Here is a 17738-nt window from a genome sequence, read left to right as displayed (position 1 = left end):
TAGGTTTGCGATTGAGACGAGGCGCCAAGCCGCAGGCAGTACTTTAGTACGACAAGGCTTGGCAACGACGTATCAAGGGCTGGGTTAGCGACTCTCAATGACCTGGAATCATCCACGGAAACACGTAGGCCTGCAGCGTAGTCATCAAACCGATGATGACGGCGAAGACCAGGCTGTGCTTGACGGTGAAGCGGAACAGGTCAGACTCACGCCCCGCCAGGCCCACAGCAGCGCAGGCAATGGCGATAGACTGGGGCGAGATCATCTTGCCGGTGACGCCGCCGGTGGTGTTGGCAGCAACGGTCAGCACCTGGGGCAGGCCCAGCTGCTGCGCGGTGGTGGCTTGCAGCGCAGCAAACAGCGCATTGGCAGAGGTGTCAGACCCGGTCAGGAACACGCCAATCCAGCCCAGGAAGGGCGAGAAGTAAGTGAAGGCCTGGCCCGTGTGCGCCAGGGCCAGCGCCAAGGTGGCCGACAGGCCCGAGTAGTTGGCGACAAAGGCAAAGGCCAGCACCATGCCGATGGAGTAGATCGGCACAGCCAGTTCCTTGAAGGTCTCACCCAAGGTCGCCACTGCCTTGGACGGCGACAGGCGGGTGAAGGCAATGGTGATCAGCGCCGCAATCAGGATGGCGGTGCCGGTGGCCAGCAGCCAGTTGAAGGTGTAGACAGCGCCATAAGAGGTGGCAGTGGCCACGACGGGTGGCGTCTTCTCGACCAGGTTGTGCAGGAACGGCACCGGAATATTGATGACGGTGGACGCCAGCGGGCCGCCTGCGGCAAACAGCGCCTTGAAGGGCTTGATGCTCCAGACGGTGACCATCGCAGTCAGGATGATGAAGGGCGACCAGGCCTTGATGACGGCCAGGGCCGTCAGTGGTGCACCCGAGGGCACCGGTGCTGCGGGCACGGCCGTAGCAGCTTGCTCACCCGCCTCCAGCGTAAAACGGAAAATGCGCTTGGGCTGCCAGACCTTGAGGAACAGGGTCAGCGCGATCAAGGACACGATGGCCGAGGTGATATCAGGCAGCTCGGGGCCAATGTAGTTGGCGGTCAGAAACTGCACGATCGCAAACGAGCCGCCGCCGACCAGCACCGCAGGCCAGGTCTCCTTCACCCCTCGCCAGCCATCCATGATGGCCATCAGCCAGAACAGCACGAGCACGGTCATGAACGGCAGCTGGCGGCCCGCCATCTGGCCAATCGCAAATGCATCCACGCCCGAGACCTGGCCAGCGACGATGATCGGAATACCCATCGCGCCAAAGGCCACCGGGGCGGTATTGGCGATCAGACACAGCCCTGCGGCATACAGCGGCTTGAAGCCCAGACCGACGAGCAAGGCCGCCGTGATCGCGACCGGCGCGCCAAAGCCTGCAGCACCTTCCAAAAACGCGCCAAAGCAAAAGCCCACCAGGATGAGCTGCAGGCGCTGGTCCGGCGTGACCGACAGGATCGACGAGCGGATCACATCGAACTGCCCCGTCTTGACGGAGATCTTGTACAGAAAGACGGCCGCCACAATGATCCAGGCAATGGGCCACAAACCGTAGAAGAAGCCATAGACCGCCGAGGCCAGCGCCGTGCTGACGGGCATGCGGTAGAACAACAACGCCACCGCCAGGGCCAGCACCACCGTGATGGTGCCTGCCTGGTAGCCCTTGAGCCGCAGCTTGGTCAGCGCTAAAAAGAAAAACAGGATCGGAATCAATGCCACCAGGGCCGACACCCAAATGTTGCCAGCCGGGTCGTAGTTTTGCTGCCAGAGAGTTTGCATGGCGATGTCTCGAAGTTATAGGACGGGCGCATGGCGCGCCTTGTTCTTGGGCTGTTCACCAGGGGTATGGGGCTATCGGGCTGCTAGGGTTGCCCTGTGCTTGGCCTAGCCTGGTGAATGGCTTGTTTGCTGTGCCGATGGTTGGACCTTTGGTCTAAATTGGTATTACCAATAAGCCATGAAATCGCCAATCTGCGGCAAAGTTGGGCGATTATTGGGGAATTAGCGGATTTTATTGCCAGGGTAAACCCGTAATTTGACAATCTAGTGCACCAATGTTCATATTGGTCATACCAATATGAACTAATCAGAGCACAAATGGCTTCGGAGGGAACACGCCTGGGTTCTTTTAGGAATGGCCGCCTCAGTCGCATACCAAGACGCCGCAAATGGACGAGATCGTCCTGCGGTTTTCAGGTTGACTGGGTGTGAATGGAACCGGCATCGCTAGCAGCAAGAACTTGTCTTGGTTGCTGGCGCGTAGCGTGCTCGGAGGAAAGCATGCATTGGCATGCTCTGCAAAACCCTCTCTAAGCGGGATCGACGCGGATCGGGATACGACGCAACGGGTCTTTTGCAGTCGAGCCGTAGCTGTGGACAAGGAAGACAGCGCAGCGGATCGCCCGCGTCCGCGTTCAGACCACGGCCTAGAGTTTTGCGAAGAGTCCCTAGGGTACAGCAGGCATGTGGGCCTGCGGCTTCCTCTTGGGGAGCCTCACAGAAGAACCGTTGCATTTCTTTTCAACGTGGGGCTGGGCTGATTAGCCCCCCGCCGCCTGTTCATAATTTTCTGTAGACGTCACATCTTGATGTATTAACGCGCAAGATAAGACTAAGTTTCCGCGTCTTTATAGGCAGCCATCGTAATATTTTTCATTTGCGTCCAATCCTCCAACGAAATAAACTGCCCACACGAAGACCAACGCGGGGCCGAATCATATTTCTCAAAATCATCTGGATATAAAAATTCAGAGAATTTCATAGGATTGGGAAAGTCAAAATCATCCAAGAGGCTGTATTTTTTTAAAAATAACCTGGATCTCTTTCTCAATTCTTGCCAGCACGCTCCATTTTCAAACCCATCCAAGGATGTATTAAATTCAAGATTTTCAAAAAACCTATTTGACATTTTCTCGTCAAACAGATTCTCTCGTTCATTATTCATCTCATGATATATGTCACCACCCCCAAACATATCTTCCAGTAACGGCATTATTTTTTGTGAATTCAGAAAACAAGACACAAAAAGCTGATACAAAGGACTTGTGATGTTCGAGTTGAAATCATGATCCAGATCGACGGCTTGAAAGTGCGACCCTGCACAGACAGGCATAATCCTCTTAACGTAGAAATGCGCTAGCTGTGATTCGGGCTTAATCAAAACAAAGTTCATTAAATAATAAACTTCGTATTGGTGAAATCCCTCGTCACTTAGAGATAGCATTTATCACACTCCAGGCGGCGACTGCAGGCTCAGCGGGTTCAAAACCGGATCTTTCAAATATTCTTCACGACTGTAGTAGTCGCACCTTCCTACAAAGACGGGATGATTTTTAAGTCGCTCTACTACCTCACTCTGCTTACAGAAAAGAATGGGGCGAAATGGATCATCGCCTCCCATATCTCCCGTCAAGTAAAATTCCAATGCCTCACCAACCACATCCATATCCTTAAATGTAGTAAATATTGAGCCATGGGAATTTAAGGTTTTGATCTCCAAATCAAGATCCAACGTATCTATTGCAAGCGCATGAAATATTCTCGCTACGTCTTTTGAGCAATCTGGGCAAGAGTAAGCAATAAAATTAATATCCCAGCAATACCAAAAAGAAATCAACCACAAGAAGGACGAGTTCACTTTGGTCAGCACGTCAAAAGAGCACACACCCATGTGTGGGAAATTGGCCAATTCCCAAACTAGCCCGGTTGTCGGCCAGTTCTTCCTCAAAAATCTAGGCGGATCGTAGTCTGCTTCATATGAAGCAATATTTTCCATTGCCTCTTTAAAACACGACTGCCAGTCATCTTGGTGCTTCGAAATCAAACTGAAATGAGGAAATTCTCCATGCAACTCTGACAGCAATATATTCATCTCATCGGCTGTCAATTTATCAAAAATAAGTGCATTTTTATTCATGGTATACCTATTTTGCACAGTGATAATGATATGCCCCTCCTGCAGGAGGAAAGCATAAACTTTGGGAGTTATGGCCCACAGTGCTGTGCCAATCCTGTCGGAACCATTGCAAGTTCCCTTCGCGGCTCCACCGATGACCGGCGCCAAGCATGCGGCCCCCTTGCCCCGATCTAACACCTAACTCAACATATATGTCTCGATGCGATTTACTGAGAGACAACGTGCCCACCTTAACCTGTTTAAACGGAAACGGAGAAACTTTACCCGTTATTTCGGGGGTCGGCCCATAAATCAGCAACGCATTTTTAGGGCCTTTAATAAATTCACCTATAGCGGAAACAACCCCTTTTTTCGAGAATATTCCGGCAGATTTTCCCGCCAATTCTGCAACTGCGGAGTCAAAATCTGCCATGGCATTGACGAAACCCTTTTGATTTTTTGCATCCTTCATGGAATTTTGCCACTCTGGGCCTTGGAAAACACTCCATACCTGTTGGTAGGCATGTACCAACTGCAGCAAGGTCAGTGCATGGTCTAGCTTGTCCAAAATCCCGAGTGCTCTTGTACCAGCGGAAGTTGCGCGCAACAAATGTCCGAAATTGGGCATTGCCATGGATATAAAGATGTTCCCACTCGGATCCACCGTATTGACCGGGTCCGCATTCCCATACAGGTACTTGTTCAAAGTCAGCGGAATGCGATTCGCCCCCGGATGCTCATCCATCGAGATAAACCGGCCAACCTGCGGATCGTAGTCACGCGCACGGAGGTGCAGCAAGCCCGTATGGCTGTCGGCATATTCGCCGGTGTAGCGGTGGCTGGTGGCAGCGGCATCGGCCGCATTGGTGGGCATGCCTTCGGTGGCGCCCAGCGCAATGCCGAATGCGTCGTAGCTGAAGACATGGCTGGTGGCAGCGGTTTGGGCCACACGCACGCTGCCCAGACCATCGCTGAACAGCTGGGTTTGCGCGCCAGCCGAGGTGCTGGCGATCAACTCGCCCAGGCCATCAGGGGTGTGCACATGCACGGTATCAACCCAGGCGCCACTGTTGACCTTGGTGCTCTCCACCAGGATCTCGCTGTAGCCGCGCTGGTGGTCCACTTTGTAGTGGGTCTCGGTGGTGGTGGCGCCCTCTTTGACCAGGCGCTTGATACGGCGGCCGCTGCTGTCATAACCATACTCAACCGTTTTGGCGCCGGTGCTGACCTTGGCCAGGCGGTTGTCCACCGTCCAGGCATAGGTGGTGGTATCGGCGGGTGATGCCTTTTGCACCAGGTTGCCGCGCTCGTCCCACTGGTAGCTGGTGGTGCCGGTAAGGCTGTCCACACTTTGCGTGAGACGGTCATGGCTGTCGTACTGGTAGGTAGTGACCTGGCCGTTGTGGCTGACAGTGCGGCGGCTGCGGTTGCCTACGTCGTCGTAGACGTAGTCGATGGTCGAGTCGAACACCGCAGGGGCGGTTTGTGCCACGCGCTCCTGCAGCAGCTTGCCTGCGGCATCGTACTGGTAGTGCACCGAGCGCTCCACCGTCGCTGCCGGGCTGCCTACCCCCACCATGCGCTCAGCCACCTGGATGCGCTGGCCTGCGGCATTGAGCGTGTAGACAAAGCTGGCAATGTCTGCACCGTCCGCCTTTTTGTGCAGCACAGCGGTGAGTTGGTTGGCCAGGTTGTACTGGTAGTCGGTAGTGCTGCCGTCCGCCCGCATCACCTGCACCCGGTTGCCGGCGTTGTCGTAGGCAAAACGGGTGGTGCTGCCATCGGGGTGGGTCAGGGTTTCCAGCTGATTGAGCATGTTGTAGCTGGCCTTGATGGCCTGGCCCGAGGTGCTGACCTGGGTGCGGTTGCTGTTGGCGTCCCAGGCGTAGTCCACGGTCGCACTGAAGCTGGTGCCCAGGCTGTTGTGGCTCCAGACCTCGCGGGTGACGCGGTCGTTGCCGTCCAGGGTCAGACCCAGGTTGCCATAGGCCGTATCGGTCTGGCTATTCATGCGGCCGAAGCTGTCATAGCCTTGGCTCAGGCTGCGGCCATCGCTGCGCGTAACTTTGCTGAGCTTGCCGCCCACGTCATAGCTGTAGATGGTCTGGCTGCCGTCAAAGTCGGTACGGCTCACCAGACGGCCTTCGCTGTCGTAGACCAGGCCTTCGCTCTTGCCGCCTGGCAGGGTGCGGGCCACACGACGGCCAGCGCTGTCATAGCCATAGCGGGTGGTATGGCCGTTGGCGTCGGTCTGCGTCAGCAGCTGGTTGCTGCCATTCCAGGTGTAGCCGGTCACCTTGCCCAGTGGGTCGGTCACGGTCTTGAGGGCGCCCAGCGGATCGTGGCCAAACTGGTAGGCATGGCCCAGCGGGTTGGTCTCGCTCAGCAGCACGCCATTGGCGTCATACGCAAACTGCGTTACCGCACCATGGGCCAAGGTGGTGCTGGTGCGCTTTTGGGTGCTGTTGTAGGCGTGGACCGTCGCCCGGCCCAAGCCATCGGTGGTCTTGACCAGGTTGCCCGCCAGGTCGTACTCGCGCGTCACCTCGATGCCAGCAGCATTGGTCTGCTTGGTTTCACGGCCGGCCAGGTCGTATTCAAACGCCGTGCTGTTGCCGCGTGCATCCTTGCTGGAGCTGAGCTGGCCTGCTGCGTCGTACACGCTCTCGACGGCAAAGCCCATCGGGTCGGTGACCTTGGTGGCACGGTCTAACGCATCGTAGGCTGTGCGCGTGCACAGGCTGCCGGTGCAGCTCTGGGTTTCGTTGCCGTTGTTGTCATAGGCCCAGCTCTCTACCCTGCCATCGGGGTAGGTGGTCTTGGACTTTTCACCGCGCAGGCTGTACTCATGCGCCGTCTTGCGGCCCTGGCTGTCGGTCTCTTGCACCAGCTGGCCGGCCGCATCGTAGAGGTAGGTGGTGGTATCGCCCACCGCGTTGGTGCGGCTGGTGACATTGCCCTTGGTGTCGTAGCTGGTCTTTTCTACCACCGTGGTGGCAGGCTGGCCCGGCTGGGTGACGATGGCGCGCGTGGTGGAGGTGACGTTGCCTGCGCTGTCATACGCGTAGGTGGTCACCGTACCGTCCGGAGCGGTCTCGGTCTGCTTGAGCGTGGTGCCATTGATCTTGGCATAGGTGTAGCGGGTGACATTGCCGGCTTTGTCGGTCATGCTGCTCAGGCTGCCCGTGGGGCTGTAGCCCATGCCAAAGGCCTTGCCGGCGGCATCGGTGATGGCTGTCAGATCACCGCTGGCGTTGTAGCCATTGGTGGTGATGTTGCCAGCCGCATCGGTGATGGTGGTGACATGGCCTTGCGCATTGAAAGCCGTTTGGGTCACGCGGCCGGCAGGATCGGTTTCGCTGGTGACATTGCCGTAGGCGTCGTAGCTGCGCGTGGTCTTGCGGCCCAGCGCGTCAATCACCTCGATCTCGTTGTCATGGGCGTCATAGGCGTACTGGGTGATGCCGCCTGCGGCATCCAGCACGCGGGTGATGTTGCCCCGGTCATCAAAGTCATACACGGTGGTGTTGCCGTTGCGGTCCTTGATGGTCTGCTTGTTGGCCGTGTTGTCGGTGCTCACCGTCACGGCCTTGCCGGCGGCATCGGTCTGGCTGAGTACGCGCCCGGCGTCGTCATAAGTAGTCTTCAGCGCCAGCCGGCCCAGCGGATCGGTGTAGCTGGTCAGGCCATGCGCTACCTTGGGGTTCTCGTAACGGAAGTCGGAAACCGCATTGCTCTGGTCAACCACCGAGATCAGGTTGTCGGCCGCATCGTAGCCATAGTTCAGCACCTGGCCGCCGGGGCCGGTGATCTTGCTGATCTTGCCTTGGGCATCGCGGGTAAAGGCCAGTGCCCAGCCGCCGGAGTGGCTGATACCGCTGCGCGTGAACTGCAGGCTATTGCCATTGCGGTCCTTGATCTGCTGGATGCCGAAGTCCTTGTTCAGGATGTACTCGATGCCATCCAGGGTGGTGAGCTTGTACTGCGTGGGGTTGAAGGTCTCCGTCGTGCCCAGGTCGAACAGGTCACCACCGGCCAGGCGCAGATCGCTGTAGCCCAGCGCTTCGAGTTTGCTGCCGCTCTTGTTGCTGGCCTTGGCGCTGAAAGCGAGGCTGACGCTGGGGTTGGACGCCCACTGCAGCACGCTCACGCACTCCGGGCTGGCCCGCAGGTCGAACTGCTCAAGCCTGCCATCGGGCATACGCACCGATGCCACGCGGGAGCCTTGGGGGCGCACGCAGATTTTGCGGTTGAAGCCCGAGCCCGTCTCCTGCATGACCCAGGAGCGGCCCAGCACACCGTTGGTCTGCAACCAGACGTCCTGGTAGTCCACCGACCAGCCGTAGCCAAAGTCCATGCGCTGCGCGCGCTTGAGCGAGTCATAGCTGCGGCGAACCGTCAGCGGCAGGCCTTCGATCTCAAAGGCCATGTCGGTAAAGGTCAGCTGCAGCGGCGCCACCTTTTGCTCACCGCTGATGGCCACCGTCACCTTGGCGCTGGTCTCGTTGCCGGAGACATCGCGCACGATCAAACCCAGGTCATACAAACCGTTGGCCAGGGTCTGGGGGTTCAGGTCGCCCAGCTTGGCCGCCGTGACGCTGGCAGTTCCGCCGCCTAGCTTGCTCCACTGGTTCTGCCCGGCCGGCGAGATCATCAGCAGGTACTCGGCCAGGTTGGCATCGGAGGCCGTGCCGATAATGGCTGTGGGCTCGGACACATCGGTCACCGTGATGTCGTCCGAGCTGCCCGGTGCAGTGATGGCGGCCAACGGCGCCAGCACATCGCTGGGGTCCTTGACGCCAAACCAGTCGTCCACGGTCACGCTGCTGCCCTTGGCATCGCGCAAGGTCAGGCGCAGGTTGTGCTTGCCCATCGCTGTGGGCGTGAAGACAGCCTGGTAGGCGGCATCCACCGTAACAGCGCGGCCGTTCACGGTCAGGCTGCTGACGGTATAGGGCGCAGTGCCGCCCTGCGCAAACACCTGCAGGGTCGTCGATTCACCCAGGTTGAGGTACTTGGGCGATGGCGTCACGCCGGCCTCCAGCGGTCCGCCCGCTGCGGGCTCGGTCACACGCAAGGTCCAGCTCTGGGTGACGGAGGCCTGGCCGTCCGACACCGTCACCGTGATCGCATGCGTGCCTTGCGCCGTCGGCGTGCCAGAGATCAGGCCTGTGGCCGACATCGTCAAGCTGGCCGGTGCGCCGCTCACCCGGTAGGTAAGGAAGTCGCCGTCCGGGTCCGTGGCCACCACCTGGTAGGCATAAGGCGTAGCGATGGCCGCAGAGGGCACGGGCGCGCTGGTGATGACCGGCTCGCGGTTGGCTGCAATCTGCAAGGTGTAGCTTTGCACCACATAGGCGCCCCGGGTGTCCTGCACCTTGATCTCCACCGCATGGCTGCCCAGTACCGGGCTGTTCCAGGTCAGCAGGCCCGTGCCGGCCGCCATCGCCATGCCGGCAGGGGCCTTGTCCAGGGCATAGGTCAGTGGATCGTTTTCAGGGTCGGTGGCCGTGACCTGGTATTGGTAGGGCACGCCCGGCGCCCAGCGCAAGGTGGGCTTGCTGCTGATCTGCGGCGGGTTGTTGTTGGGCAACTGCACGTAGATGCCGAAGCTTTGCGTGGCATAGGCCCCCTTGGCATCGGTGGCGCGCACCGCAACCGCATGGGTGCCGCCTTGCGCCAACGTAGGTGTCCAGCTGATGGCGCCCGATGTGGCGTTGATGGCCATACCAGCAGGGGCCGCGTCCAGCGTATAGCTGATGGCATCGCCATCCGGATCGTTCGCCCGCGCGGTGTAGGCGTAAGCCGTACCTGCGGTGGCCGAGGTGACTGGGGTAGAGCTGAAAGCCGGTGCGCGGTTGGACGCGCCCGAGACCGAGATGGCGTAGCCCTGGGTGGCGATGCCGCCCTTGCCGTCCGTCACCTCCACCATCACGGGCGCCAGCCCTGCCACATTGGCCGGAATGCTCCACTGGACAGCTCCGGTGCTGCTGTCGATCACCATGCCCTGCGGGAACTCCGTCAACGCATAGGCCAAGGTGTCACCGTCGGCATCCACGGCCTTGAGCGCATAGGTATAGCTCGCACCGGAGACACCACTGGTGCCTGGCTGCGTGGTCACCCGGGGTGGGCGGTTGCCGGGCTGGCCCACACCAATCGCATAGGTCTGCGATGCGGTGCCGCCCTTGCCATCTGTCACCAACACGGTCAGTTGCGCCTGGCCGCTCGCGCCTGCCGGTACGGCCCAGGAGACCCGGCCCGTCTGCGCATCAACGGAGATACCGGGCTCGCTGGTGGAGACGCTGTAGGTCAGCGCATCGCCATCCGGGTCACTGGCCAGAATCTGGTACAGGTAGGCTGCACCGGCCGTGCCGGTAGCAACCGGTGTGGAATTGATCAGCGGCGGCCGGTTGGCGGTGATGCCCACGCCAATCGCATAGGCCTGGGTCACTTCGCCGCCCCGGCCATCGGCCACCTGGATCTCCACCGTCTCGCTGCCAGCGAAGCCGGCTGGCACGGGCCATTCGAGCTTGCCGGTGACAGAGAGCGTCATGCCTGCGGGGCCGGTCAGCAACTGGTAGCTGAGCGGGTCACCATCGCGGTCGGTGGCCACGACCTGGTACTCATACACCCCGCCGGCAACGGCCGTCACCTTGGGGGTGGAGCTGATCACCGGCGGCTGGTTGCTGCTGGCGGGCAGCACTTCAAGCTGCCAGTTTTGCTGCGCGACATTGCCGGCGGTATCGGCCACCTCGATCAGCATCGCATGCACGCCCACATCGGCCGCGCTGGTGGCCCAGCTCAGCTGGTTGCCAGCCCAGGCAGCGGCGGCGGGCCCGGACGCCAGGCGGTAGCTGAGCGTTTCGCCCTCTGGGTCAGTCGCACTGACCGAGTAGCTATAGATGGCGCCAGCGCGCACCTGGCTGGGTGGGCGGCTGGTGATGGTGGGTGCGCCATTGCCATACACGGGCACCTGGACTTCAAACGCCTGCTCGGTCTGGCCACCGCGCTGGTCGTCCACCAGCACGCGCACGGCAAACTTGCCGGCGGTGTTGCTGGCAAATTTCCAGGCGATCGCGCCATTGCGCGCGTTGATCGCCATGTCCGCTGGTGCCTGCAACAGCGTCCACACCAGGTTGTCGCCATCGGCGTCACTGGCCGAGGCGGTGTAGCCATAGGTGTTGGGGTAGGCTACATAGGTCACCGGCGTGGCGGTAAACACCGGTGCCCGGTTGGGCGATGCCGTCACGCGGATGCTGAAGCTCTGCTTGCCCTGGTTGCCATCCGGATCGGTGGCGGCCAGCACCACCGCTGCTGTGCCCGCCACCGGCGATGGCCAGGTCACGGCGCCGCTGCTGGCGTTGATCACCAGGCCCGCCGGGCCGCTGAGCACGCTGTAGATGACCGGGTCACCATCGCGGTCGCTGGCCAAGGCCTGGTAGCTATAGGGCTGGGCGACGGTGGCCGTCAACACGGGAAGGCTGGTGAATTCCGGGAACGCCTGCACCGACACCACCACGCGTTGCACATCGCGGGCGCCATATTGGTCAGTCACCTGGATCACCAGCGGATAGGTGCCTGGCTGGGGGTTGGTCCAATAGATACCGCCAGAGGCATTGATGCTGATCCCGTCTGCCTGGCTGCCCAAGGTGTATTGCAACGGACCTTTCTCGGGATCTGTGGCGGTGACCTGGTGGGAAATGCTCACACCCGCTGGCACCTTGGCCGGGAACTGGCTGGTGATCTGCGGCGGCAGGTTGCCATCCACCACATGGATGGAGAAGGCCTGGCTGGCCAGCAGCCCCTTGCCATCGCTCACCTGCAGGTTGACGCGGAAATCCCCCATCAGACCGGGCTGCCAGCTGATCTTGCCGGTAGCGGCATCCACGGTCATGCCCACGGGCGCATACATCAGCTGGTAGCTGAGCGGGTCACCATCGGCATCGATGGCGGTGGCCTGGTATTCATACAGCTGGCGCACATCCCCGCCCAGCACGGGCTGGCTGGTGAAGATAGGCGGGCGGTTCATCGGATCGCCCACGCTCCAATGCGCTGGTACATAGGTCGCTACCTCGCCAGAGCTGCACAGCGCGTGGCCATCCACATCGAGCGCCCGGATGCTGTAGTAGTAGGTCTTTTGCGGCTGCACCGTGCGGTCAAGCCAGGTGGCGTGGCGCGATTGCGTGGTGCCCAGGCGGACATAAGGGCCGTCTAGCTTGTCAGCCCGGTAAACCGCATAGCTGGCCGCCCCGGTATCGGCCCAGGTGAGCTGCACATTGCCAGGTTTGGCGCGCAGTTGCAGGTCATTAACGCAGGCACCTTGCGGCGGAATGCTGACCGAGCCAAAGGCATCGACATAGACATAGCCGCCGTGGCCACTGTGGGCGCAGTCGGCGCCCACCACGCGGATCTGCAGTTCATTGCCCAAGCTGCTGTCTGGCACCTCCAGGTCGACATCAATGAAGGGTGTGGACACCCACTTGCTACCGTTGTAGATCGTGGTGTAGAACACGCGACCCGGTTGGTTGGCAAAGGCAAAGTCGTAGTACAGCGTCTCGCCCTTGGCCAAATCTTTGATCTCGACAAAGAAATAGGGCTGGCCGGTCGGCTCGTGCCCCGGGTCCTCCAACACTGCTGCGTAGCTGAAGCGCACATGCAGCTTGCCGTCGCCCGGGTCACGGTCGGTTTCGGCGATCACGCCCTTTTGGCTGATCTCGTTGATGTGGGCGCCGTTGTCATCGTCATTGACCTTGGCCGAGAAGTTGCCCTGGCGCGGCAGCACCAGTTGCGGTGCGCGCGGGTCAAAACGGCCGTCCACCACGGTGACTTTTTCAACACCTCCGCCATTGAAGCGCACATCACCCACCTGGAACGGAGGCGCACCGGTCAAGCCCGGGTTCAGGCCAAAGCGCTTGGTCCAGCCTGTCAGGGTCTGGCTTTCAAAATCGCCATTGACAAAGATCGCGTGCGAATCGCCGCCCGCACCCAGGCCCAGCACCAGCAGCAAGGCCAGGGTCCAGCCGCGCCGGCTGCGCAGCGCGTCTCTACGCTGCAGCCACAGGGCGCCCAACACCAGGGTACTGACCGACAGCACGCTCAGCGCCAGCCATCCCATCGCAGGAATGGCCTTGAGCGCACCGGCAGGTGCATTGATGGAGGCCGAGGCACGGTTGTTCGACAGCACCGGATCGGGCAGCTCTGAAGCCAAGGTCACGGTGTTGACCAGCGGGCCATCCGCCTGCGCCATCACGCCGGTCACATCGATGGTGATGGAGGCGCCCACCGGCATTTCGGCGCGCACGCGGACATCGCTGCCCTGGCCAGATGCTGCGCCGCATACAGCGCCGCCCCGGGCGCTGCAGGTCCAGCGCACCGCTTCCACGCCCGAGGGCACCAGGTCTTCCAGTTGCGCAGCGGTGACTGCTGCCGGGCCATGGTTGACCGCCACCAGCTGGAAGGCCACTGGGCCACCAGGCAACACATGGGGCGTACTGGTGGTCTTGGATACGGCCAGATCGGCCTGCGCAGCGCCTGCCGAGCCGACGCTGACCTGCACCAGGCTGTCGTTATTGGCTGCATCGGTGTCCACCGTATCGGTGTGCGTGGGCGCCACCCTGGCGCGGTGCGTCAACACGCCGTCTACGGTCGCTGTGCCGGTGACCGTGACCACCACCTGGTTGCCCGTGCCCGCAGGCACCTGGGCATCGACCCGCAGCTGGTGGTCTGTGCGAGGGCTCGCATCGCAGGTGGCCAGTCCCTGGGCACTGCACGACCACTGCACATCGGCCAGCGACGCGGGCACGGCGCTGCTCAGCGTCACGCCCGTGCCGGCAGCCAGACCGGCGTTGCTGACCACCAGGCGGTACTGCACCCGCTCGCCCACCTGGTAGTGGGCCTGTGCCACTGTCTGCGTGACCGCGTAATCCACCTGCGCCCGGGTATCGGGAGCGGCACCTTTGAACAGATAAAACTGGGCAAAATGCCTGCGCGCCGATGCCAGGTCATTTTGCGTGGCACCGGCATTTTCTTCGTCGCCGACCACCAGCCAGACACGGACATCCTGCCCGGGTGCGATGGCCCCTGGTACTGCGGACATCGCAATGGCCATATCCTCACCGCCGGCATTCGGCAAGGTACTGTTACTGAGATCGCCGGTTGCCGCACGCGCGAGCAGGGAGCCATTCCAATAACCCATCTCCCCCGCTTCCCAGCGGTCTGCAGCGATATGGCCGGCAGGCGCTGTCAGCGACGGGGCCACCACCGCTTCGTTGAAGAAGGTATTTTGGGCGGCATCCTGGTCTATATCCACAAAGCCGGTAATACGGACATTTTCCAGCGGCAATGCGGAGTTATTGCGAAGTAACCACTTCCACTGCACCCCGTCCTTGCCAAAGCTGGACTTCTCGGTATTGACGAGGGTCAAGCCATTTTGAAGCGGCGCCAGGCTTTCAGCCGGAATCTGGCGTATTTCTTCGGTAGCGGCTCCATCGCTGAGAAAAAGGCTTACCCGTTCCACAGTGAAACTGGCCGCCTGTGCGGCGGCCATGCCGGCCACTAGCAAAAACCATACACCTAACCAAAAACTGCTTACTTGAATTATTTTTCGTTGCAGCTTTGTTTTTTGTCGCTGCGGCGCCTGCTGACCTGTCATACCCCACCCGATCGCTTGATTATAGAAATGGGCGAGATTCTCGCTTGAAACCTTTGTTTTCAACTATCACTGTTTTTAAAAAGCACTATAGTTACTTATGGTTTCTTAACTTATTTATTTCTTACACCCATAACCCGCGGGTATTTTTGGGGCATGTTGGGATGCCACGCCCGCATTTCCTCAGAGGGCGCAGCCCCCATTTATGGAACACAGGCCTTTATCGGTCTCCGGGCTACCACCGCGAGATAGACGCCAAAACAACGCAGCGCCGTTACAACACCATTCCCGACAAATTCCCCAGTTTCAGGGATGGCATTTTTTGTCCACTCGCATACCATCGCGGGGGTCCACCCCCGCGTTTGTCTGGTTGCCCATGCTTGAACCCTCGTTGCTTGTTGAAGATGCCCTTTTGCCGGTCCCGGTGTTGGTCGTGGAGGACGAGCCGCTTTTGCAGCAACGCTTGCGCCAGGTGCTCAGGCAGCTGGGCTATGAGGACGATGCGCTGATTTTTACCGGCACCTTGGCCGAAGCCCGTGCCGTGGTGGCCGAAGAGCCGGTGGGCCTGGCCTTGGTGGATCTGCGCCTGCCTGATGGCAATGGCCAGTCGCTGATCGAAGAGCTGCGGGCCGAAGACCCGGGCCTGGGCATTCTGGTGGTGTCGGCCTGGAGCTCCGAAGAGCTGATCCTGAGCGCGCTGCGCGCCGGGGCCACCGGCTATGTGCTCAAGCAGCGCGATGATTTTGAGGTGATGCTGTCCATCCGCAGCGTACTGCGCGGTGGTGCACCGATAGACCCTTTCATCGCGCGGCGCATCTTGCAGCTGCTGCCCATGCGTGCGCCCAAGCCGGCCGGCAGCGCCACCCCCGCAGCCCACAGTGGCGAGCTGGACGTGGGCCTGACACCCCGTGAGGCCGAGATTTTGCGCCTGGTCGCCGATGGCATGAGCAACCGGGAAATCGCCAACGAAGTGCATCTGTCGCGCCACACCGTGGAGAGCCATGTCAAGCGCATTTACCGCAAGCTCGCGGTCTCGTCGCGCATGATGGCCGTGCGCGAAGCGCGTGCCCGGGGAATGATTGAGTGAGCCGGCGCTGGACCCCCCTTCCCCGGCTGCTGCAAGCCGGGGCGTATCTGCTCGCACTGTGGTTTTGGCTGTGGGCAGGGCCGGCCATGGCCCAACACCCGCCATCGGGCACCAGCAACGTGGCCAGCTGCAGCGTGCGGATTCTGCAGACCGATGCCGCCCGCGCCAGCACGCTCAACCCCGCCCTGCCCGCCCCGGCCGATGGCTGGGAGCCGGTCACGCTGCCCGATCTGTGGACCAGCCGCTGGCCCACGCACGATGGCGCCGTCTGGTACCGCATTGCCTGGGAACGCGCCTGTGATGGCCCACCACAGGTGCTCGATGCCGAGTCTGCGGTGGCACCGACGGCGGTTGCGCTGGGCATCGATGGCATCAGCGTGGCGGGAGCGGTCTATGTGAACCATGACCTGCTGTGGAGCGATGCCTCGCTGGTCGAGCCGCTGTCGCGCAGCTGGAATGTTCCGCGCTGGTGGCTGCTGCCGGAATCGACGCTGCAGCCAGGCACCAATACCATCTATGTTTACGCGGTCGGCCACCGGGCGCTGAGCCCCGGTCTGGGCCAGCTGCGCCTGGGCACGCCGCAGGATGTAGCCGATGTACAAGCGGGCAAGCAATGGCGCCAGCGCACGGTCTACTTTGTCAATGCCGTGCTCTGTGCGATGGCGGGTGTGCTGTTTTTCAGCATCTGGCTGCTGCAGCGCAAGGCCCGCACCTATGGCTGGTTTGCGCTGATGGCCCTGTGCTGGATGCTGTACCTGAGCACCTACCTGGCGGGCACCCAGTGGCCCTGGCCCGATTCGCTGACCCGCAGCCGCTTCAGCCTTATTGCGTTGCTCGGCTATGTGCTGAGCGTGTGCATTTTCACATTCCGCTTTGGCGGGCAGAAGCTGCCCTGGGTGGAGCGCTTTTTGTGGCTGCTGGCCTTCATCGGCGCTGCCATTACCTGCCTGGTACAGCCCGAGCACGCACGCCAGGGCTTCAGCCTGGTGTGGCAGGGCGCGACGGCGGTGTTTCTGGTCAATGGGCTGCAGTTCCAGGTCCATGCCTGGTTTCCGCGCAAACGGCCGCGCAATCTGGCGCATATCCTGCTCGCCTGCATCTGGCTGCTGCTGACCTTGGTGGCGCTGAACAACCTCTATTCGGTATTGGACCGCTGGCAGGTGGCGCGCGACTGGGCGGCGCTCAGCGGCGTGCTGGTGATCGGCCTGCTGATGCTGCTGCTGGGTGGCCAGCTGGTACGGCAGATGCACGAGGTGCGGCGCTTCAACCGCGAGCTGAAGGTGGGCGTGGAATCGGCCCGCAGCGAGCTGGCCCAGGCCCTGCAGCGCGAGCATCTGCAGGCGTTGGAGAACGCCAAGCTGCAAGAGCGCATGGCCCTGGCCCATGACCTGCACGACGGCCTGGGCGGTGCCCTGGTGCGCAGCATGGCCTTGGTGGAGCAGTCGCCCGACACCATCAGCACGGCACGCGTGCTGTCCCTGCTCAAAGGCATGCGCGATGACCTCAACCAGCTGATCGACTATGGCTCCAGCGCCGGCGCATCGGTCCCCGATACGCCCGTGCAATGGGCCGCACCGCTGCGCCACCGCATCACCCGCATCCTCGATGAGATTGGCGTGCAAACGCACTGGAGCATTGCCGCGCAGTGGCAGGGCACGGTCGAAGAAGGCAAGCGCCCCAATGCGCTGCAGTGCCTGCTGCTGACCCGGCTGGTGGAAGAGGCGCTGTCCAACGTCATCAAGCACAGCCATGCCAGCAAGGTGCGGGTGGAGTATTCACAGCCCAAGCCCAACCAGCTGCTGGTGCGGGTCGAGGACGATGGCGTGGGCTTTGATGTGCAGGCGGTGCAGCGCGCCGGGCAATCGGTGGGCATGCGCAGCATGGCCGCCCGCGCCCAGCGCCTGGGCGCCAGCTTCAGCGTGCAATCGAGCCCTGCCGGGACAATGGTGACGGCGGTACTGCAGCTGGGCACCGGTTTGCCGGCGGCGGCGCCAGGGGCGGAGCCCCGGTGAGTGCTGGGCCCCATCCCCGAACGCCTGACCAGCCACAGCGCCCACCGTACGCTGCACGGTAAAAAAGGCCACCACAGATCAATAGCTGTGGTGGCCTT

The 17738-nt window shown here is 61.2% G+C and carries 6 protein-coding genes; 2 read left to right on the top strand and 4 right to left on the bottom strand.

What is annotated here, in order from left to right:
• Positions 1 to 94 precede the first annotated feature (94 nt).
• The 4 genes from lldP to ACHWUQ_RS08250 form a co-directional block, all read right to left on the bottom strand.
• On the bottom strand, positions 95 to 1777 hold the full coding sequence (gene lldP / locus ACHWUQ_RS08265) for an L-lactate permease (protein ID WP_394680858.1): 1683 nt from the start codon (positions 1775 to 1777) through the stop codon (positions 95 to 97).
• Positions 1778 to 2609: 832 nt separating this feature from the next.
• Positions 2610 to 3158, bottom strand: a complete 549-nt coding sequence (locus tag ACHWUQ_RS08260; protein ID WP_312526516.1) for a hypothetical protein — start codon at positions 3156 to 3158, stop codon at positions 2610 to 2612.
• 66 nt (positions 3159 to 3224) lie between these two features.
• Positions 3225 to 3914 carry a hypothetical protein gene (locus ACHWUQ_RS08255; protein WP_394680857.1) on the bottom strand — a complete coding sequence of 230 codons (690 nt, stop codon included), beginning with the start codon at positions 3912 to 3914 and terminating at the stop codon, positions 3225 to 3227.
• Positions 3915 to 3921: 7 nt separating this feature from the next.
• Positions 3922 to 14316 (bottom strand): putative Ig domain-containing protein, encoded by a 10395-nt coding sequence (locus tag ACHWUQ_RS08250; protein ID WP_394680856.1) that lies wholly within the window; start codon positions 14314 to 14316, stop codon positions 3922 to 3924.
• A 601-nt stretch (positions 14317 to 14917) separates the two neighbouring features.
• Between ACHWUQ_RS08250 and ACHWUQ_RS08245 the strand changes: the two genes are divergently transcribed.
• The gene (locus tag ACHWUQ_RS08245) at positions 14918 to 15628 is read left to right on the top strand and encodes a response regulator transcription factor (RefSeq protein ID WP_239809955.1); all 711 of its coding nucleotides are present in this window, start codon (positions 14918 to 14920) and stop codon (positions 15626 to 15628) included.
• Positions 15629 to 15714: 86 nt separating this feature from the next.
• Positions 15715 to 17640: an ATP-binding protein gene (locus ACHWUQ_RS08240; RefSeq protein WP_394680855.1), complete on the top strand. Its 1926-nt coding sequence runs from the start codon at positions 15715 to 15717 to the stop codon at positions 17638 to 17640.
• Positions 17641 to 17738 lie beyond the last annotated feature (98 nt).

The sequence above is a fragment of the uncultured Comamonas sp. genome (assembly GCF_964277875.1).
GTDB lineage: Bacteria > Pseudomonadota > Gammaproteobacteria > Burkholderiales > Burkholderiaceae_C > Comamonas > Comamonas sediminis.
Note: the sequence above shows the minus strand (reverse complement) of the source record. Positions and strands in the feature narration are given on the sequence as shown.